Genomic DNA, 19,435 nt, shown 5'->3' on the forward strand with positions numbered 1-19,435 from the left:
TTAAAAATAAATACTTCCCGCTTCAGCATCTGCGTTAAATCTATACAGATCGCTCACTTTTTCTAAATACGGTAAATACTCGATATTCTCCATAAACTCTACCTCATCCGGTAAAATTCCCGGCTTCGTGCAACCATCCAACGTTTGGTAAAGTAGCTCTGCTGAGAAAGTTTCTGGCAAGAAATCACGAATTGCCGTTGTCAGTAAAAATTCTTCTGTAATTGCGCTAAACGCTTTTTTCAGCATGTCTAAATGGTCAAAAGCAAGTGGCAATTCGAGTGCTTCTGTCATTGGAAAAAGCCCAATTTCGGCTGCATCATCGCCAGCCGCTCGTTTTTCCAAAGCTTCCGGTGGCACAATCGCATAAAACGCCCGTGAAATAATCCACCCGCGCGGATCACGACCCGGTTTATCAAATACCCCAAACGGAATCAACGGAATACCAGTCAAACTTGTTTCTTCTTCTAGTTCACGTTCAGCGGCTTGATCAGCTGATTCATTTTCATCGACAAATCCGCCCGGAACCGCCCATTTTCCGCCTTCCATATTTGGTTTTCCTTCTGCGTTTGTAAGGCTACGTTTAATTAATAAAATATGTAATGTTGGTTTCCCGTTCAACTCTTTTACTGTAGTCAAAATCATATCGCTCGTATAGCCATCTGGTGTACGAAACTCTTTTGCATTATAATTTTTCAGCGCATCTTCTTTGTTCACAAATTCTTCTGTCATGTCAAAATCAGACTCCTTTTTGTGTATTTAGCTCTTTCCATTATAGTATCATAAAAAAAAGAATTTGTTCCAATCGCTGGAACAAATCCTCTTATTTTTCGATAATTGTGCGACCTTTATAAGTGCCGTCTGGTGAGATGCGGTGTGACATACGGTATTCGCCTGTTTCACTATCGCGACTCAAACCTGGTGTTGTTAAGCCTTTATGCGTACGGCGCTTGTTTTTCTTCGCTTTGGACGTACGTCTAGCTGGAACTGCCATCTTGCTCGCCTCCTTATTTCTTACACTTGTACCATTGTAACGCTAATCAGACGAAACATCAATCTTACAAATCCGCTAAATCCTTCACCCATTCATTCAAAGGACGGCGCGGTTTTGCTTCAGGAACTTCGGCTAAGCTAGTTAAATGCAAAGTTCCGACAATTTTTTGCTCAGAAGGAATACCTAAATCTTCCGCGAACTTCGCATCAAAAATAAATCTATTCGACCGCCAAATCATCCCAATTCCCGCTTCCCAGCCAAGTAATTGAATGTTTTGGATAAACGCACTAGTTGCCCCGATTGATTCGAAATCCTTTTTCCCGTGACCAATAATATTCGTCGTCACAATGAGTAAGTAAGGCGGCGTAATAATTTTCTTCGCATAGCCTGCTTTTAAATCCGCAATCTCTGCCTCAGAAAAACTAACCCCTTGTTCGCGCTCATTAAATTCGATGATTTTCTCAATGTAACGCTCTTTTTCGGCAAGCGTGTGTAACACATATACATTCCACGGCTCTACTTTGCTATGAAAAGGCGCAAAGGCAGCTTGCTCTAAAATAGTGTTCACAGTTTCTCTTGAAATTGGCGCATCGTTCGCTTTTTTAATGCTGCGACGTTCCATAATTGTTTTTTCAATCATTCTTAATTCCCCCTTAAATGATAAACGTTATCATTTAGAGAATTATAGCATGATTGGATTGTGGGTTGCTAGTAAAGGGGCTTTTGGAGTTTAGCATATGCGTTTATTTTGTTCAGATGATTCTCTATAGACCAAAACCTGTTTTCTAATTCTATGGCTGATTCATAATATGTTTTTTCAAATGAAATAATTTATTTCCCGCTTTCTATCTCACCGTATTTCTTAGAAAATAACTATAATTCAATATGATAGTGAGAACATAATATCCAACCGTTTAACCCATATGAAGCTTGTAACTCATAATAATTCAATTTTTTCTCGTTTAAATAATTTAGTAGTTCTTCCTCGCTTTCATAATCTAGTGGCCAAAAATAGTTTTTACCTTCAGAAAGTAAAATTGACTTCTCACTTATAAAGCTGCTAACCTCTCCTTTTACTATGTCTAAAATGATACTATTAGACATTTGATGTTCAAAGCAGAAAGTTAAAAGCCCCTCAAATATGACTTTATATTTTCTGTTTTCTTCATCCTTAACAAACATGATTAATTGAGAATTCTCAAAATCTGCATGATAAGACAATATTTCGCTATCATGAACTGTATTTTTCATCAGGCTCTCTTCTTTCTTTGCTATACTTAGTCCCCTATCTATGAAAATCTATCACTTCTGCCAGTTAAACGATTAATCAAAAGGCTTATATTATCATCATTTAAAAAGAATGTTCATTTTTAAAACGGATTCTCATTGATAACTTCAAATTTAAGATTTCCACTTACAAATTGATGTTTCATGAATTTATTTGTTCTTTTGTTGCCGGAATCATCTCTTTAGGTCTTTCAATAAATTGACTATTTTCCATTGTAATTAAACAATTATCACACGTTTTATAGATATTATTTCTATCTGTAGATGAAGCAATTTTCAAGTTTGTATCTTGACAACTTGGGCATAGTTCATCTGTCATAAATGTGGCTATATCCCATACCATATGAATTACATTGCTACAAATTTCTTTTTCGTCCGCTCCGATTAAAGTTTCTGAATACCCTAGTGCTAAACCTTCCAAATTATCATCTGTAGTTCCTAAAAAGAATTCACTTTCTTTGGATTGTTCAATACTATTTAAACTATCTTCTAAAATATACTTTCTAAAAATTTTATCGTGATTATTTATAAATAAAATGAGCTTTCCAAAAAATAATGGTAGTTTGTTGTTATCAAATTTTTTATATAGTTGAATTATTTCTTCGTTCATTATTAATCTCCTATGTTTGGGTATCAGCAAACTGAATCATCATTCTTAAGCTTCTCTATTGCACTTTTTGATAGCCATTATATCTTACTGATTGTTGGTTGGCTTCAAATAGTTAGTATATGTGTTTATTTATTCTCTATAGTCCAAAACCCGTTTTCACTTCTAATAGCAACATATTTATTTTGCTATCTACTGATACATAATTTTCAACATTTTTTTCTACATATTCATAAAACTCATTAAATGTAAAATATGCTTGGCTATTTTTATCCATGCTTGAATAATCAGCTTCAACATCTACTAATACATGCTCATTATCTAGCGGTATCTTTAATTGGGACAACTCAAATTCATCTAAATCTTTTCTAAAACAAATTGCTTTCCCTTCAACAATATATCCTTCTAGTTGAGAAAAGTTTTTAAGCGCTTTTTATATCCCTGATTTTCTACGGGATATTTCAAAAAATATATCATCTAAAATCATTTTTTTATCTGCTGAGTTCTTTAAAATTATATAATCCATAATTATCTCCTCAGTACTCATGGTGTCATTCGGAATACAATGCCAGTTTAGTTTACTTTCCCTGTTTCTAGTGAAAAAGTTGTTTTATCGCCATCACTACATTCAATAACAATCGCATCATTTCCCTCTATATAGTAATTTTCTATGGTATCTCTAAAACCTATTTTCCATAAGAACAAACCATTACTGTCATAAATAACTATATCTAACTCACAAACATATATAATATATTTAGAATCTGAATCGCTCAATATCTCATATAATAGAGAGGGTAATTCCTTCTTAAATAATAGAGACTTAGCAGTACAGTCCAAGCATGCATAAATATTATTTATCCCAAAAAATATTTTGTTAGAATGAGTTAACAATACTAGCTGTGGTTCTAAACCGACACTATAATAAATAAAACCTATATCAACTAGATCATTGCTGAATTTTATAAACTTGTTGCTTTCTGTTTTTTCTTCGCTAATTAAGAAAGCCCTTTTATTTAAACTGTTTTCTAATTCTGTAGCTGATTCATAGTATGTTTTTTCAAATGAAATCATTTATTTCCCACCTTTAATAATTATTGTTAATAATCTGTCACCATCCCAAACAGACTCTACCTTCACACTGCCATTAGGACCTTTAAAAAAACTTTCTCTGACAGTAGCTGTATAATCCACAATCGGAGTATTAAGTAATTCCTTAGCTATATAGCTGCGTGATTCTGTCTTTAAAATATTGGAAGAATCATTTACTACGTTTTTCAAATGACTATTCAAAAGTTCTCTACTTTTCGGTGTGTCATAAATACCAATTTTACTCAATTCACTTTGCATAGTTTGTGACCTTTGAACATTATGCTTATTTCCTTTAGCTTTTCCAAAAAGATAATCAAGTTTATTTCCTATCTCTGGATTCTTTAATTTTCTCCCTCCGCCAATTTCTTCTAAAGTCACTTTTTCTCTTTTCAAGTACTCTTCAAAATTAGATGCTTCTCTAGTTTTTTTACTTACTTCTATATTTTTTAGTATTCGCATTTTTTGGTTGGCGTTTGCTTTATTGGCTTGCTTTAAGGCGCTTTTTGGTATAGTGAATTTCTTTCCTCGATAAGCTTTCGTCGTGTAGCCAAAAACTAATGAGGTTAAAATCCCAAAACTCTGAGCCTTACTTATTTCTTGACCTGTTATCGGATCTTTATTTTGCTTCAGTGATTCTAGTGTGGCTTTTAACAACTCGCCTTCTTCCGTGGCTTGGTTACTTTCTTTTGGTAACTCACCATTAAAACTGGCTGTATTATAAGCTACTGTTGCTTTAATATCCACTTGACCATTTTTAGAAAGAATCCACATACCGCCTTGTTTCACTTTGCTATAACTCGCAAAATCATAGATTGTCGTATCAGTAGCGCTCGCTTTTCCTAACGTTTTTCGCATTCGGCTCACAGTGGCAAAATTCAATTTACTTAAATCATAGCTACCCGTCTGACTATTAAACTGGATATTCGATTGCAATTCACGAACGGTTTGCTGGATACCTTGCACTAAATCCGTCAAATGGTCGAAAAAAGCCCTATGACTTTGTTCAAAAGTCAAATATTTCTCTAAAATATTTTCCTGCTTATATGCGGTTGCTAACTGGGAACGATAGGTTTGCATTTGGCCTTCTGTACTGCTGTTCAATCGTTGGTACAGTGCTTCTTTTTTGCTTTCAATGCGGTCAATCATTTGGCCGAGTTCGTATAAACCATCTGCATCAATTTTAGCATTAGGAGAAGGGTCTACTTGGTCGTGAAAGGCTTGGATGTACCGCTTCATCCGTTCTTCACTCTCGTTCATTGCCTCGATTATCGTGTCGCAAAGTGGAATGTACGTCATTTGAAAATAATTTTTGGACGCTTCCACGGCCTTCCCTTTTAAACTACCATCTTCTATGTAGTTTGTCACGGTGGTTTTGATGCCTTGGATGATATTTCTTCCTGTTTGGTTGGCTGAGCGTAGTTGGAATGCAAAATCTCGTATTTCTCCGATGTCGATTCGGCTCACTGGAACAACTCCTTTTGTATATCTTGTTGTTTACTTTCCAATTGGTAGATGTTTTTTTGGTATGTATTTATTTTTTCTTGGCGTTTTTCCTCCTCAGCTTGAAAGGTTTGGCGCCATTTATTTTTCTCGTCTGCTTGGAGGTCTTCTAAATAGTAGCCGAAATTGCGAGCTTGATCACCTTGCCAGACTTCTCGCATCAACTCAAAAGACTCGCGTTCTTCGTGACAAATTCGCTCAAAATCTTCTTCTAACCAAATTCGCTCATTTTGTTCATGTTTGAGCATATCTAAGGATAATTCCGCATCTTTTTGTTGTTTTTGGAGGGTTTGTAGTTGTTGTTTCAATTTCTCGTTGTTTGAATCCACTTAAATCCATCCCTGCTTTTTTATTCTTAATATACCGCATAAGATATAAAAACTCAATAATTATCTGAAAATTCGAGCGGCCACAAAAAAACAAGCCATCTACCTCGAAATGGCTTGTTCACTAACTTCTTATTTTTCAACAATCACAGGGTTTTGCACGTGAACCACTTCAAAACGAGCGATTGCATTTCCTACGATGCCTTTGCGGTCTTCTCTTTGTTCTCTAGTGTCTTTTGTTCTGCCATGTGCTTTTTTGAAAGAGTCGCTTTTCACCCAATTGCGTTGGGCTTCTTCGCTTTCCCATTTGCTTGTTACGACTACTTCTTCATAGTCTTTGTCTTCTGGTTTGCTGTGCCATAGTTCGAAGCCTAGGAAACCTTCTACTTCTGCAATATCTTTCGTTGGATGTCCGTCGCCATTTGCGCCTGTGAACTGACGGATAACGTGCTCTGCTGCGCCTTTTTCTACCTTAATCGTATTAGTTACAATAATCATTCTTAAATCCCCCTTGGATAATTGTATTGTATGTATAATAGGCTAGTTCCTTCCATTATATTGATAATGATTCTCAATGTCAATTTTAGGAAACAGGTTTAGGGCAGTTATTATCCGATTTAAATGATGAAAAAATGAGCCAAGCGAGTACATATCCTGAAACGTTTAAAATAACATCATCTATATCAGTAACATTATTTGGATATTGTGTGATTAAATTTAAGATTCCTTGACTAATTTCGCTAATTAAAGAAATTCCCAAAGCTAAAACTATATTTTTTAAAACAGAAATATTTTTAAACCGATTAATATAAATAGCAAATGGAACAAGTAGGACTACATTGCCTAAAAACTGGATCATTAGGTGTAGATTTGGGATGTTTTTAAGATAAAATAGTATGGTTTGGAAGGGAATTATTTGTAAGTAAGCCTCTAATGGATAGGTTTCTCCGGCAGTTGTTAGATTAAACGGCAATAGAACTACTTCTGTTAAAATAGCCAAGTACGCTACAAACATGTAGGAACCTAAAGCGGATTTTGAAATATTGAATTTTTTAAAGCCTAAGTATACTAGTTCAAAAACAACTACAAATAAGATGGTCATTGGGATTGAGAGTGGAATTGTGGTCATTAAATCACCTCTGTTTATCATGATGTAAAAATAGCACAAAGAACAAATTTGAGTATCCGCAAATTTGTTCTTGTTAATGATTATTCTTTTTCAACCACCGGAATCCAAACTTCGGAATAATAATCAGCGGCAGTTGTGTCGCCTTCTGTGTAGACTTCTAGTTCTGGAGCGTTTCCGTGGTTGTAGTTACTTGTGTGGAACCATTCGCCGTAAATGTATTCCCACACTTTTTGAATGGAGCTTGGTAGTGGACCGACTGATTTGAAGATGGCCCATTTACTTGCTGGGATGGTTAGTTGTTCCATGTCTTCTGGCGGAGTGAGTTCGGATTCAATCGCGATATAATAGTCCATTTTGTCGCCGTTCATTTGGCAAACGCCTAAAATACCGTCAATTGTTGCGAATTCAGCTAATTCGTTGATTCGTTCGGCATCGCCATTTGCATTTGCTTCTTGCCAAAATTGGCTGATTTTTTCTTTTTGCGCATCATTTTCAACCGAAAAAGTTCGTTTTTTTCCGACAGCTGTAAAAGCATTTCGTTCGACAATTTCTACTTCCATGATTTTTGTCCTCCTTCACTTGCTTTAGGTACCTTAAGTATAAACAAAAACTATCCAATCTCCAAATGGAAACCAGATAGTTTGAATATTATTCTTCTGCTGCTTGTTTTTGTTTCATCCGTTCGCGCACGCCAACTCGTTTGATTTGTTTACTACGAAGTTGCCCACACGCGGCATCAATATCCGTCCCGTGTTCGCGGCGAATAACACAATTAATTCCATTTTTCTTAAGGGTATCATAGAAAGCAAGTACGTCTTCTTTTGTACTACGTTCATAATCGATATGCTCGTCCACCGGATTGTAAGGAATTAAGTTAACATAAGCTAAATGACGATGTTCGCCGAGAAGTGCCGCAAGTTCGAGCGCTTCTTTTTTGTGGTCGTTTACACCTTTTAGCATAATGTATTCAAACGTGATTCGGCGGTTAGTTTTGTTCACGTAATAATGGATCGCTTCCATCAATTTCTCGATCGAATATGTCTTGTTAATACGCATAATGCTCGTCCGCAGTTCATTGTTCGGCGCATGAAGGGAAATCGCTAAGTTGACTTGGAAATCCTCATTCGCGAAATCAATAATGCGCGGTGCAAGACCACTTGTCGAAACAGTGATGTGGCGCGCGCCGATTGCTAGACCTTTGTCATGATTAATCACACGCAAGAAATCCATCACATTATCATAATTATCAAACGGTTCCCCGATTCCCATTACAACCACGTGACTCACGCGTTCTTCCAAATTACGTCCATCCAGATAATGCTGCACATTCATAATTTGTTCCACGATTTCACCAGCAGTTAAGTCGCGACTTTTTTTCAAAAGCCCACTCGCACAAAAAGTACAGCCGATATTACAGCCAACTTGGGTCGTTACACAAACCGACAAGCCATATTCTTGCTTCATCATCACGGTTTCAATTAAGTTCCCGTCACTCAGCTTAAATAAATATTTCGTCGTGCCGTCTGTCGATTCTTGTACCACTTGTTCTTCTAAAGTGTTCATCACAAAATTCGCTGTTAAAAGTTCAATTGTTTCTTTTGGAACGTTACTCATTTCTTCAAAAGTTTTGACACGTTTTCTATAAAGCCAGTCCCACACTTGTGTCGCGCGGAATTTCTTTTGACCGTGTGCCTCTAGCCATTCTGTTAATTTTGTCCATGTTAATCCATAAATGGAGCTTTTTTCCATTGTTCAGCCTCTTTTCAGGTCTTGTTTTCGTCTATAAAGATTATAGCTGTTTTATGGTTCACAAGCAATGCTATTTCGTAAATATCAGCCGTTTGTCCTGTCTCGCACAAAAAAAGTAGCTATTCTGTCACAAATAGCTACTTTCTCACTTTATCTAAACATGGTTTGAGTTGCTTTCGCTAGCACTTTTGGATCACGATTGTGTGGTGTTACTGGGCAGATTTTTTTGTCAATATCAAGCAACGTGTACACGGCGATTCTAGCAGCACGAACGGAATATTCTTCAGTGAAAACCATATCTTTTGGAATTTCCACAAATTGGCTAATCATCGCGAAGTTTGTACTACCTTCTGGAACAACGGCCGGACGATCACTCATTGCCCGTGGTTCAAATTGCGCATCAATGTATGGCATGTAGCACGGAATTACATTGATAATACCCGCTTTAATTTCTTCAAAATCGTCTTGCCAGTTCAAATGACACATTAATTCATATAAAATTTCTTCCCCAGTACATTCTTTCATCGGTTTTTTCACGAAATCACCCACGCGGTCTGGATATAATCCGTAACCCCAGAAAATCGTAGTGTTTGCATCTTGCGCTTTAAAATGAGGTTGTGCGGCAACAACAGTACTCATTAACCAATTAGAATCTTTGAAAGTCATGAGCGCACCACTTCCTGGGATGTTCCCTGTGAAGCGTTCAATGCGTTTTAATAATTTATCTCCATGACAAGTGACGGTAAAGCTTTGCCAGTTTGTTTCTTCCTCATGACCGAAGAATGGCTCTGGATTGCCTAAATTTGGTTTCTTTTGAGCGACTTTGTACCAAAGCTCCCCAGAAATTGGTTTTTCTTCAGGTTTTGGTGCTGGCGTATTCATATCACCAAGAGTCGCGCTATCTGTCATACAAGCATTCGTCATAATCACATCATCGTCCGGTCCAAGTTCGATAGTGGATCCATTCGATAAATGAAGTGCTGTCGCTGTAATTCCAGGCGCATCTTTGAAATCAATATCTTCCACCGTTTGATTAATCGTAAAATCAACATGGTGTTTATCCAAAAATGTTTTTAAAGGTAAAATCAAGCTTTCGTATTGGTTTAGAGGCGTTCTCGTTACACCTTCTAGCGTATCAATACGACTAAATTCTAACATCATCCGATTCATATAACGTCTAAATTCAAACAAGCTGCTCCATTTTTGGAAAGCAAAAGTGGTTTGCCACATATACCAAAAATTCGTTTCGAAAAAGTGTTCATCAAACCAATCACGTATCGTTAAATTATCCAGTTTTTCTTCCGGAGTAGCGAGCAGTTTCGTCATCAACATCCGGTCATTATTATTAAATCCCATCGAATGCGCATCAAGGATATTGCGATCTTTATCAACTAATCTCGCTTGCGCATGGGTTGGATGTAAATGGTCAAAATTCAAAATTTCTTCAGTCACACTAAAGTTCGGCATATCAAGAGATGGAATACTACTAAATAGATCCCAGAAATTTTCATAAGTTTCTTCATTTAACATCCGACCGCCGCGACAAACAAAGCCATGTTCCACGCTTCCGGCTCCATCATTACTTCCGCCTAAAATATGCATTCCTTCAATAATATGAATATTTTTCCCATCAAAATTGGCATCGCGAATTAAATAAACAGCTCCAGCCAAACTAGCAATCCCGCCACCGACGAAATACACTTGTTTGTCGCCGTAATAGCGCGCTTTAATTGCTTCATCCACTGCCCGTTCTTTTTCAGCGGCCTTTTGTTCAGAAAATTTCTTTGCGGCAATACCTGTTCCAATTGCAGCCCCAGTTAGAGCGACTAGCGTACGTTTTTTATTTTTCATCACTATCTCCTCCAATTTCTTGATACAGATAGTATACCGCTTGTCGTTCGCTTTTAATCTGGGCAAAAGAACGCTTATGTCTGGTTTTTAGACAAATTAGCTATATTGTCTAGTTTTCGCGGTACATGCTATTTGCCAAAAATTCCGTATCCTTCGCAAGTCGAAATAGCTGGTTCGCAATCGTTTCCGGAGCCTCTTTGAAACCGCGCGTAATCCATTTAATCAGTACACCCGAGCATCCGTAAGAAAAGAATTCCGCATAAAACACCCGGTCTGCCTCGTTCACGGCTCCATTCGTATCAATTTTCTCAAATAAATCCATAAACAGCGAATTCGTTAATTTAGAAAAGCAAAAAGAAAGAATACTCGCATCCGCCGAAACCGTATTTTTATAGAAATCAGCATTTTCTTTAATCGATTCCAGCATTTTCAGCACATGCTTATCCCAATTTTCAAGCGTAATCCCATCCGCCAAACAATGGAAAAAATCATTTTCATAGGTCCAAGTAAGCAAATCGTATTTATCTGTAAAATGATAGTAAAAAGTTTGCCGATTAAGCCCGCAAATATTCGTAATATCCGCAATACTAATCTTTTCAAACCGCTTATGCTGACAAAGCTCCATCAGCCCACCAGCAATCGCTTTTTTAGTAATGAGTGATTCTGCCATGGCATCCGCCCCGTTTCGTTTGTTTAGGTTAATTGTATCTCAGGTGGGGTTGGAATTGCTAGGGAAAACATGGGAGAGGTTGGTGCTTTATTATCTCTTTGAATGAAAATGATAGATTTTAGTTGAACCAATCCAAAGCTTTTTGTCTTCCCGACTAGCTCGTGTGCATTAAGGTATCTCAAGTTATTTAGTAAATCCGCTTTGGGACCTTAGCCGGCTTGATCATTCGATTGGCGTGATGCTTTTTATGCCGAGCTTACATAAAAGTAATACAAAAAAGTAAGCAGTAGTAGCACTGCTTACTTAAAATGCTTGGGTTTCTGCTTTAATCCTTTTGCTCTTGTAGTGGTGGATGCTTCACTTGGTCATCTTCTTGACTCGAGCCATCTTTAAAAACAAGTAGATTAATATGGTAAGGCGTATTCCTTTTACTATTGTAGTTGTATTCATACACTAAATTAGGGTCATCCTTAAACACTATCGTGACATAGTACCCTCCTCTAGTCCAATCTTTTTGAATATCCCTCGTTTTAACTTGTGTTGAATTTATCTTTTGCGCTGCTAGGTAATCATCCACTGCTTCATTTGCTGTATGTTTAGGGATTGCAAACCAATAAATATAGCCGATAACGAAAAGAATTAACACTAATCCAATCGTTATCCACCACTTTTTATACTTTTTCATTCAGCGACACTTCCTAATACATGAGATTTATTTAAAGTATTTCACTTGTTGTGGCTTATATGCTTTTGAAAAATAGTTTGGTAAATCATACACAGTAACTAAGGACGGAAATACTTGCACAACAGGCTTATTTCCTGTTCCGAAATAATAGGCTTGAAGTACAATTTTAGAACAATAAGTAGGGTTCTTACTATATCGACTTCCTGTCATACCGTATTTTGGGAAAATATTTTGTTTGGATGTGCCTTTGGTGGAATAATAGTTTTTGTCCGCCCAATTGGCTGCGGCATTAGCAACAGAACTATCCTTCAGGCGATAAACTTTTACCCATCCTTCTGGATCATAATCACTCATCCATTTACTTGTAGGTACTTGCCTTGTCGTTTTTCCAGCCCCAGGAATATCTAATATATACTCATTCCCATTCGCAATAGCAGCATGTCCCAATAATCCAGAAGAAGAAGTTCCATTTGTAATCAGAATGTCCCCTTTTTTAATATTATAACCTTTATACACACCTTTAAGCATTGGCTTCTGTGGAACTTCTTCCCAATTTTCATCCACTACAGGAGGTTGACCATAGTTGTTTAACTTTATCCATTCTTCATAAGACATCGATGCATCGATGCATCATAAACACCGTCTTTTAAACCATCTTGATAAACTTGTTTATACTCTTTTTCATTCTCTTTTACCCATTCTTCCAAGCTTACATCTGCTTGTTTAATAATTCCTTCTGAAACTCCTTGTTGATAAAGCTTATCATAATCTACCGTTGTTTGTGCTTGACCTATTTCCGGAGATAGCAGAATCCCACTTACCAGAAATAATGCTGTAATAATACCTATTAACCTTTTTTTCACTATACTCCCTCTTTCCTATGTATTAATCAAATAGTTGTTCCTACTAAAACCATAGCATAAAAAATGAATGTATAACCAAAAATGTAATGAAATGTCCGATTCTTGTCATGAACGACCCATTTTAGGCGAAAATCAATACATTAAGAATTGATTTACTTAAATTCCTGCTCCAAATAACACAAATCGTGTCAATATACATAATTTTATACATTAAAAAATAAAATATGCCATTTAATCCTTCTAATAAATAACCTATTTCATATAGAACTATAATCCCATGTGTATAAACCGTATTTTTATACACGTAGGATTACTTTATAAAAAATGACCGGAATGCTCCACTATTTACTTCCCTTAAACCAAATTCCCCACAACTTTCATGCGCAATCTGGTCGCATTACCCAGATGATACATCAATGGGATTTCTTCCACTACTTCAACCGAGTCAGTCACTGAGCCGGCTAAGGTTGGTTGTTCTCTCGCTTTTGCTCGCCATTTTGCAGCGCTTCATCCCGCTTGATTTGGGAAATGGATGTGCCGATTGCGTTGGCGACTGGGCCATTTTTATCGCGGAAAATTTTTGCAACACCAGAGATTTCGTCTAGAATAATCACACTACCACCGCCAACAAGAACTAGCCTTACACTTCCTGAGCTGTTTTTCATTTTATCAATCGCATCCTCGGTTATTTCAGTAATTTTTTTTATAAGCTTTCTCAGCAAAATTGGAATTGCTAGGGAAAACATGGAAAACGTTTGTTCGCTAATATATAATTGAAAAAAGAGGTGAATATGATGAAGATGACAGACCCTCTCTACGGAACATTTGAAATAGAACCTGTTTTGGCTGAACTAATCCAAAATCCATTGGTTTCCCGGCTAGCACACGTGCATCAAGGTGGCTCGAGTTATTTAGTAAATCCGCTTTGGGACCTTAGCCGGCTTGATCATTCGATTGGTGTGATGCTATTTATTAGGAAACTCGGTGGTTCTTTGGAGGAGCAAATTGCTGGATTATTGCACGACGTATCGCACACTGCTTTTTCGCACGTGGTGGATTATGCGCTTGATTTTGAAGAGGAAGATTACCATGAGCAGATTTTTGAAGATTTTGTAAAAACTTCGACGATTCCTGCCATTTTAGAGAAGTATGGTTATTCTTTTGAAGGGATTTTTGATGATATTTCGAAGTGGAAAATTTTGGAGCAAGAAGCCCCGGAGCTTTGTGCTGACCGGATTGATTACACGCTTCAAGATTTGTATCGCCATAGGAAAATTAGTTTGGCTGAGGTGGAAGAATTTTTGCAGGCTTTAGTAATGGTGGATGGGCGGCTTTACCTGGCGAATATCGCTTCCGCAGAATGGTTTGTTGCGCAATATTATTCGGAAGTGATTGATTATTTTTATGATCCGCTGAATGTTTATAGTTATGAGATTTTGGCTGAAGCAATGCGCATTGCGTTTCAGCAGGAGACGATTACGACGGCTGATCTTCGGTTGACTGATGCTGAATTATTGGCTAAATTGAATATGAATTCGGATGCTCGGGAGAAAATTCAGTTGCTCGCGAGTCCCCATTTGGAAGAAAATGAGGCGGACTTTACTTATCATCATAAGAAGAAAATGCGTTTGATTAATCCGTCTGTTTTGGTGGATGGGCGGCTTATTCCGGCTGATGAGCTTTTGGAAAACGTACGTGAAATGAATCGAGAGGCGAAGATAAAGAGTGAACGTGGAGTTTACATCAAAGTGATAGAAAAAAGTAAGCAGTAGTAGTGCTGCTTACTTGATATGCTTGTGTTTTTGTTTTAATTATTTTGTTCTTGTAGTGGTGGATGCTTCATTTGATTGTCCTCTTGACTTGAGCCATCTTTAAAAGCACTGACATAAATATGGTAAGGTAAGTCTATCCTTTCATCATAACTATATTCATACTTTAGTTTTAAATCATCTTTAAAAACTATTTTTGTAAGATAACCACCCATTTTCCAATCTTTCTTAATCATCCTAGTTTTAATTTGGCCGGATTTGATTTTTTGTTCTGCTAGATAGTTATCCACTGCTTTATTCGCCGTGTGTTTGGGAATTGCAAACCAATAAACGTATCCAATAATACTAAGTAGGAATATGATACCTATCGTTATCCACCATTTTTTATGCTTTTTCATTCAGCAACACTTCCTAAGACATGAGATTTATTTAAAGTATTTTACTTGTTGTGGCTTATATGCTTTTGAAAAATAATTTGGTAAATCATACAGGGCAACTAATGAAGGAAATACATGTACTACAAGTTTACTTCCTGTACCAAAATAGTTGTTCCTACTAAAACCATAGCATAGAAAATGAATGTATAACCAAAAATGTAATGAAATGTCCGATTCATGTCATGAACGACCTATTTTAGGCGAAAATCAATACATTAAGAATTGATTTATTTGAATTTATGTTCAAAGTAACACAAATTGTGTCAATATACATGATTTTATACATTAAAAAATAAACTAAGCCATTAAATCGCTCAAATAAATAATCTATTTCAAACAGAACTAAAATCCCATGTGTATAAAATACATGTTTATACACATGGGATTACATTAAAAAACAGACTGGAAATAAAATAATTTCTCACTTTATCTCCAGTCTGAAATGAGCAATACTTACTATTCCCTTCCCTTAAACCAAATTCCCCACAACTTTCACGCGCAATCTGGTTGCATTACCCGGATGATACGCCAATGGGATTTCTTCCACTTCCACCACTTCGATCGAGTCAGTCACTGCGCCGGCTAGGGTTGCTTGTTCTCTCGCTTTTTGCTCGGCGTCTTTGAGCGCTTCTTCCCGCTCGATTTGAGAATAGATGTAGATTTGTTCGTATTGTCCGCTGATTTGGGAAATGGATGCACCGATTGCGTTGGCGACTGGGCCGTTTTTGTCGCGGAAAATTTGTGCGACACCAGAGATTTCGTCTGGAATAATCACGCTACCACCGCCAACAAGCACTAGGCTTACACTCCCCGAACTGGTTTTCATTTTATCAATGGCATCTTCGGTCATGTCAGCGATTTTTTTATAGGCTTTTTCGGCAAAATCGGTTGGGATATGTGCGACTAATTCAGGGTTACCGATTTCAGCCATCCCTAGACGAACCGCGATGTCGGTTGTGGTCATCGTTTTACCACCGAAAACTAGTGCTTCTTCGGAAATACGGTAGCCAACGCTATCTGGTCCGATTGTTATGTCGCCATCTTTTTCGCGAACGATACTTCCGCCACCAAGCCCGATGGAAATAATGTCAGGCATTCTAAAGTTCGTACGTACTCCGCCAACATCAACCGCAAGCGAGGACTCTCTAGGAAAACCATCCGTAAGCACTCCAATATCAGAAGTCGTGCCACCAACATCGAGAACCATCGCGTCTTTAAGTCCCGCCAAGTAGGATGCGCCGCGGATACTGTTCGTTGGTCCACATGCGATCGTCAAAATCGGGAATTGTCTTGCATAGTTTAGCGACATTAAAGTTCCGTCGTTTTGACAAAGATAGATTTCAGCGTGCTCAATTCCTTCTTGTTCTAGTGCTTTTTCAAAACCATCACTCGTTGCCGCGATAACTTTGAAAAGGGCTGCGTTTAAAATCGTCGCGTTTTCGCGTTCAATCAGTCCAACAGAACCTACGGAAGAGGAAATCGAAACTGGAATATCTGCGCCTAGTTCTTCTTCAATTATTTTTTGAACAGCTAATTCCTGATCGTTTTTCAAGGAAGAAAAGACGCCTACAACTGCGACAGATTCCACTTCATCTTTCCAGCTAGCCAATGTTTCACGGATTTCTGCTTCGTTGATTTCTGATAGCACCTGACCATCATACTCATAGCCACCACCAGTTAATTTATATTTTCCAGATAAAAAGCCAACCATATCTTCTGGCCAAGCTGTATATGGTAAAACGGATGCTGTTGCAGGATAGCCTAAACGAAGAACGCCAACTTTTGCTAATTTTTTACGTTCCACAATCGCGTTTGTACACTGCGTTGTTCCAAGCATGGCGTGCGTTACTTTCGAGCGATCAATGCCCGTTTCGCTCAATACGCGATGAAGTGACTCAGTAATTCCCGTTTCAATATCTTCACTCGTTGGCATTTTTACACTATGAATAAGTTTTTGATTTTCATCTAAAATAACGGCATCGGTGTTTGTACCGCCAACGTCAATTCCAATTTTATACATGACGGCGTTCCTCCTTTTTGACAAGTTCTTCTAGTGGTTCAAAATCGACATCGTAGCCGAAATAGCGCGGTCCAACTGTTTCGATACCTTTGTCCGTTCTCCATGCATCATCAGCTGGCAGTGCCATTACACGGACACGTTTACCGTATTTTAATGCTTCAGTTGTTACTGGCATCAGTGTTTCAAGGTCTACCATGCAAATTAAATCTGGTGTAATTGCTATCGGTTCGCCATTTTTCTCCGCAACAAGATTTTCGTTTTGGAAATGGACGATGACTTCGCTACCCGTGTCTTTGTTTAGCCCGTCGATTTTCACGCGACCAAAGTTGAAGCCAGCGCGCGTTTCCCGAACAACATCGGTAATTTTCCCTTCAAATAAATGATAACCGTGCGTTACATCTAATAGTTTTTGTAGTTTTTCTGCTTCGTCCATCGAAGTTTCGCGAATTACTTTACCAATTTCTTCAGATAGCGTCACGATATTTTTAATACTGCTTTGCTTGATTTGCGCGCCGTTACACGGGTACAGGCTCACAAGAGAACTCGCGCCCATTTCGACCGTTGTCACACGTGCAAGTCGTTCGGTCCATTTATTATCAATTGTTTCCATGATTCCAATATTGCCTTTTTCATCGGTGATAGCCATTGGTGTTGCGGAAATCCCGTCTAGATGGAACGTCACCATTTGTAGTTCTGGAAAAGCTCGGCCCATGCCGTCGCAGTCCACCATTGGCAAGCCTAGTTGAGCTGCCACAACGATTGGAATCATTGAGTTTACCCCGCCAGCTTCCATTGGAAATGTTCCTTTTACTTCTTTACCTACATATCTACCTAATTTTTCAAATACACGAACGAACTCGTCGCCTTTAGGAAATTTTTCAATGAGTACAGACGGCGCCCCCATCATCGCAGCTGGAATGAAATAATCATCGTCTGCAATTTCTTCTGGGGATAAAAGTTTAATTGGTCCATGTTTTTTAATTGCAGTTAATGCCATCATCTTGCCTATATATGGATCTCCGCCGCCGCCAGTGCCAAGAAACGCGGCACCAATCGCGATATTTTCAATAGCTTGTTCATCTAAATAACGCATTTATTTTCCCTCCAAGTTTTCTACATTGTTCGTTTTCCCGCTCAGCACTTTTGCCCCAACTAAGTAAACAGCTAGTGACAAGATAATGCCGATAAGTGGTTGGTTTGGTAATTGTGGTAGCGTCGGGAAAAATGTCAAAATAACTGGAATTCCCGCGATTACTGCACCAACTAACCAAGAACTTACGCCAAGCCAGTTTACGCCTGATACTGGTGCCCATTTGGATTTATCACCTTTTTGAACAATCCAGTAAGATGCAATCATAACTCCTGCAACGGGTGGAACCATTGCTGAAAGTACCGACATAATCGGAACAAAGTGGTTCAAAATCCCGATAACTGCGAGAATAGTTCCCAGTCCACCAGCAATCGCAACTGCTACTTTATGATATTTTTCTGAGATATTAAATACATTGATGATTGCAATCCCGCCTGAGAAAGCATTTACTGCATTGGTAGTCCAAGCGGCAAGGATCAAGCCGATAATTCCAAGAACTGGTAACCCTAGATTAGTAAATACGACAGAAATATCTGCTGTACCTGCTGTTAAGGCAAGGACCGCGCCTACCGCAATCATTAGCACACCTGATGGCAAAATCCCAACAATAGCTGCTTTTACAACGTCTTTACGTGATTTCGTATACTGCGAATAATCCCCAGCAATAACTGCCCCTAATGCAAACGAGCCAATTGTAATAGCAAGACCCGTCATAAACGACATACTACTTGCTGGTTTGTAATTTTCTACAACCGCAAGCCCGCCATTGTTTAAAGAAACGATTAACCCATAAATACATACGAAAAGTAAAATCGGAACTGCAACATAATTTAAAATACTCAAAATTCGAATCCCGTAAATAGCTGAAAGTAACATGATAACTCCCCAAATCAAGGAAGAAATCGGAACCGGAAGATTAATACCATAAAGTCCTAAAAACTGTGAAAATGCCGCCCCGCAAACATTGGCTTGAATTCCAAACCAACCAAGACAAGCAATCGCCAGTAGAATTGAAATAATTTTCTTAGATCCTTGTTCCCCAAAAACCTGTGAGGCTACGCTAACTGCTGGAATCCCTAAGTCACTACTTTGCATTCCTTGATATATCATAAATAAGACAATAACGCCGTATCCTAAAAGTGCTATTAAAATGGCTTCCCATAAAGGCATGCCTGAAATAAGTGTTCCTCCTACAAGAAGACTCGGAACGCATATCATTGCGCCGGTCCATACAAATGCCAAACTCTGCCAGGATTGTGTTTGCTCTACTGTTTTCTTCTCTGTCATTTTGTTTCGCCCCTTTTCTTGAAATAGTTGTATTAATGACTAATTATATAAGAACTAGCTAGCATTTGTATTTATCAGAATT

Annotated in this window: 22 protein-coding genes and 3 pseudogenes; 2 read left to right on the forward strand and 23 right to left on the reverse strand. The window is 38.0% G+C overall.

Translation table 11 applies throughout. The features are described from left to right. The 15 genes and pseudogenes from OC533_RS05880 to OC533_RS05950 all read right to left on the reverse strand — a co-directional run bounded on the left by OC533_RS05880 (position 1) and on the right by OC533_RS05950 (position 11,202). Positions 1-729 (reverse strand): NUDIX domain-containing protein, encoded by a 729-nt coding sequence (locus OC533_RS05880; protein ID WP_194323216.1) that lies wholly within the window; start codon positions 727-729, stop codon positions 1-3. Positions 730-820: 91 nt separating this feature from the next. Then, positions 821-991, reverse strand: coding sequence for a 50S ribosomal protein L32 (gene rpmF, locus OC533_RS05885; RefSeq protein ID WP_003730546.1), 171 nt, complete (start codon positions 989-991; stop codon positions 821-823). Positions 992-1,055: 64 nt separating this feature from the next. Beyond that, a complete protein-coding gene (locus OC533_RS05890) occupies positions 1,056-1,631 on the reverse strand; it encodes a nitroreductase family protein (protein WP_070297468.1) in 576 nt (191 codons plus the stop codon). A 233-nt stretch (positions 1,632-1,864) separates the two neighbouring features. Continuing rightward, positions 1,865-2,242, reverse strand: coding sequence for a hypothetical protein (locus OC533_RS05895; RefSeq protein ID WP_194323215.1), 378 nt, complete (start codon positions 2,240-2,242; stop codon positions 1,865-1,867). 178 nt (positions 2,243-2,420) lie between these two features. Beyond that, complete coding sequence (locus tag OC533_RS05900) at positions 2,421-2,888, reverse strand: hypothetical protein (RefSeq protein ID WP_194323214.1); 468 nt, start codon at positions 2,886-2,888, stop codon at positions 2,421-2,423. 136 nt (positions 2,889-3,024) lie between these two features. Further along, positions 3,025-3,231 (reverse strand): hypothetical protein, encoded by a 207-nt coding sequence (locus tag OC533_RS05905; protein ID WP_194323213.1) that lies wholly within the window; start codon positions 3,229-3,231, stop codon positions 3,025-3,027. Positions 3,232-3,458: 227 nt separating this feature from the next. Next, entirely contained in the window at positions 3,459-3,959 is a 501-nt protein-coding gene (locus OC533_RS05910) for a hypothetical protein (protein ID WP_070753614.1), read from the reverse strand. 857 nt (positions 3,960-4,816) lie between these two features. After that, positions 4,817-5,441, reverse strand: a pseudogene (locus OC533_RS14910) (T7SS effector LXG polymorphic toxin); the annotation flags it as partial. Then, a complete protein-coding gene (locus OC533_RS05920; RefSeq protein ID WP_185571120.1) occupies positions 5,438-5,806 on the reverse strand; it encodes a DNA double-strand break repair Rad50 ATPase in 369 nt (122 codons plus the stop codon). The gene OC533_RS05920 and the pseudogene OC533_RS14910, both read right to left, overlap by 4 nt. Before the next feature lie 129 nt (positions 5,807-5,935). Next, complete coding sequence (isdG, locus tag OC533_RS05925; RefSeq protein WP_003721271.1) at positions 5,936-6,301, reverse strand: heme oxygenase IsdG; 366 nt, start codon at positions 6,299-6,301, stop codon at positions 5,936-5,938. Between the two features lie 85 nt (positions 6,302-6,386). Continuing rightward, the gene (locus OC533_RS05930) at positions 6,387-6,932 is read right to left on the reverse strand and encodes a VanZ family protein (RefSeq protein WP_194323212.1); all 546 of its coding nucleotides are present in this window, start codon (positions 6,930-6,932) and stop codon (positions 6,387-6,389) included. 80 nt (positions 6,933-7,012) lie between these two features. Beyond that, positions 7,013-7,492: a GyrI-like domain-containing protein gene (locus OC533_RS05935; protein ID WP_194323211.1), complete on the reverse strand. Its 480-nt coding sequence runs from the start codon at positions 7,490-7,492 to the stop codon at positions 7,013-7,015. Between the two features lie 88 nt (positions 7,493-7,580). Beyond that, the gene (gene rlmN, locus OC533_RS05940; RefSeq protein ID WP_033533387.1) at positions 7,581-8,681 is read right to left on the reverse strand and encodes a 23S rRNA (adenine(2503)-C(2))-methyltransferase RlmN; all 1,101 of its coding nucleotides are present in this window, start codon (positions 8,679-8,681) and stop codon (positions 7,581-7,583) included. Between the two features lie 150 nt (positions 8,682-8,831). Then, positions 8,832-10,532 (reverse strand): oleate hydratase, encoded by a 1,701-nt coding sequence (locus OC533_RS05945; protein ID WP_194323210.1) that lies wholly within the window; start codon positions 10,530-10,532, stop codon positions 8,832-8,834. 109 nt (positions 10,533-10,641) lie between these two features. Further along, positions 10,642-11,202: a TetR/AcrR family transcriptional regulator gene (locus OC533_RS05950; protein ID WP_003735640.1), complete on the reverse strand. Its 561-nt coding sequence runs from the start codon at positions 11,200-11,202 to the stop codon at positions 10,642-10,644. Positions 11,203-11,317: 115 nt separating this feature from the next. Between OC533_RS05950 and OC533_RS05955 the strand changes: the two are divergent. Next, positions 11,318-11,452: pseudogene (locus OC533_RS05955) on the forward strand (hypothetical protein); the annotation flags it as partial. A 75-nt stretch (positions 11,453-11,527) separates the two neighbouring features. Here OC533_RS05955 and OC533_RS05960 read toward each other — a convergent pair. From OC533_RS05960 to OC533_RS05975, 4 genes and pseudogenes are all read right to left on the reverse strand, one after another. Then, a complete protein-coding gene (locus tag OC533_RS05960) occupies positions 11,528-11,887 on the reverse strand; it encodes a DUF3139 domain-containing protein (RefSeq protein WP_070753622.1) in 360 nt (119 codons plus the stop codon). Between the two features lie 27 nt (positions 11,888-11,914). Continuing rightward, complete coding sequence (locus tag OC533_RS05965; RefSeq protein ID WP_226894215.1) at positions 11,915-12,502, reverse strand: hypothetical protein; 588 nt, start codon at positions 12,500-12,502, stop codon at positions 11,915-11,917. Continuing rightward, entirely contained in the window at positions 12,481-12,750 is a 270-nt protein-coding gene (locus OC533_RS05970) for a hypothetical protein (RefSeq protein WP_226894214.1), read from the reverse strand. The genes OC533_RS05965 and OC533_RS05970 overlap by 22 nt, the downstream gene beginning before the upstream one ends. Positions 12,751-13,104: 354 nt before the next feature. Then, positions 13,105-13,479 (reverse strand): annotated as a pseudogene (locus OC533_RS05975) (hydantoinase/oxoprolinase family protein); the annotation flags it as partial. 65 nt (positions 13,480-13,544) lie between these two features. Between OC533_RS05975 and OC533_RS05980 the strand changes: the two are divergent. Next, positions 13,545-14,522, forward strand: a complete 978-nt coding sequence (locus tag OC533_RS05980; RefSeq protein WP_194323209.1) for an HD domain-containing protein — start codon at positions 13,545-13,547, stop codon at positions 14,520-14,522. Between the two features lie 35 nt (positions 14,523-14,557). On the opposite strand, the gene OC533_RS05985 is transcribed toward OC533_RS05980, so the two are convergent. The 4 genes from OC533_RS05985 to OC533_RS06000 all read right to left on the reverse strand — a co-directional run bounded on the left by OC533_RS05985 (position 14,558) and on the right by OC533_RS06000 (position 19,353). Then, positions 14,558-14,917 carry a DUF3139 domain-containing protein gene (locus OC533_RS05985; protein ID WP_194323208.1) on the reverse strand — a complete coding sequence of 120 codons (360 nt, stop codon included), beginning with the start codon at positions 14,915-14,917 and terminating at the stop codon, positions 14,558-14,560. Between the two features lie 508 nt (positions 14,918-15,425). Then, positions 15,426-16,976: a hydantoinase/oxoprolinase N-terminal domain-containing protein gene (locus OC533_RS05990; protein ID WP_185481870.1), complete on the reverse strand. Its 1,551-nt coding sequence runs from the start codon at positions 16,974-16,976 to the stop codon at positions 15,426-15,428. Then, complete coding sequence (locus tag OC533_RS05995; RefSeq protein WP_003728093.1) at positions 16,969-18,069, reverse strand: DUF917 domain-containing protein; 1,101 nt, start codon at positions 18,067-18,069, stop codon at positions 16,969-16,971. Before OC533_RS05995 ends, OC533_RS05990 begins: the two co-directional genes overlap by 8 nt. Next, the gene (locus OC533_RS06000) at positions 18,070-19,353 is read right to left on the reverse strand and encodes a cytosine permease (protein ID WP_194323207.1); all 1,284 of its coding nucleotides are present in this window, start codon (positions 19,351-19,353) and stop codon (positions 18,070-18,072) included. Positions 19,354-19,435: the final 82 nt, after the last annotated feature.

The organism is Listeria sp. Marseille-Q6474, from assembly GCF_946902005.1.
GTDB lineage: Bacteria > Bacillota > Bacilli > Lactobacillales > Listeriaceae > Listeria > Listeria innocua.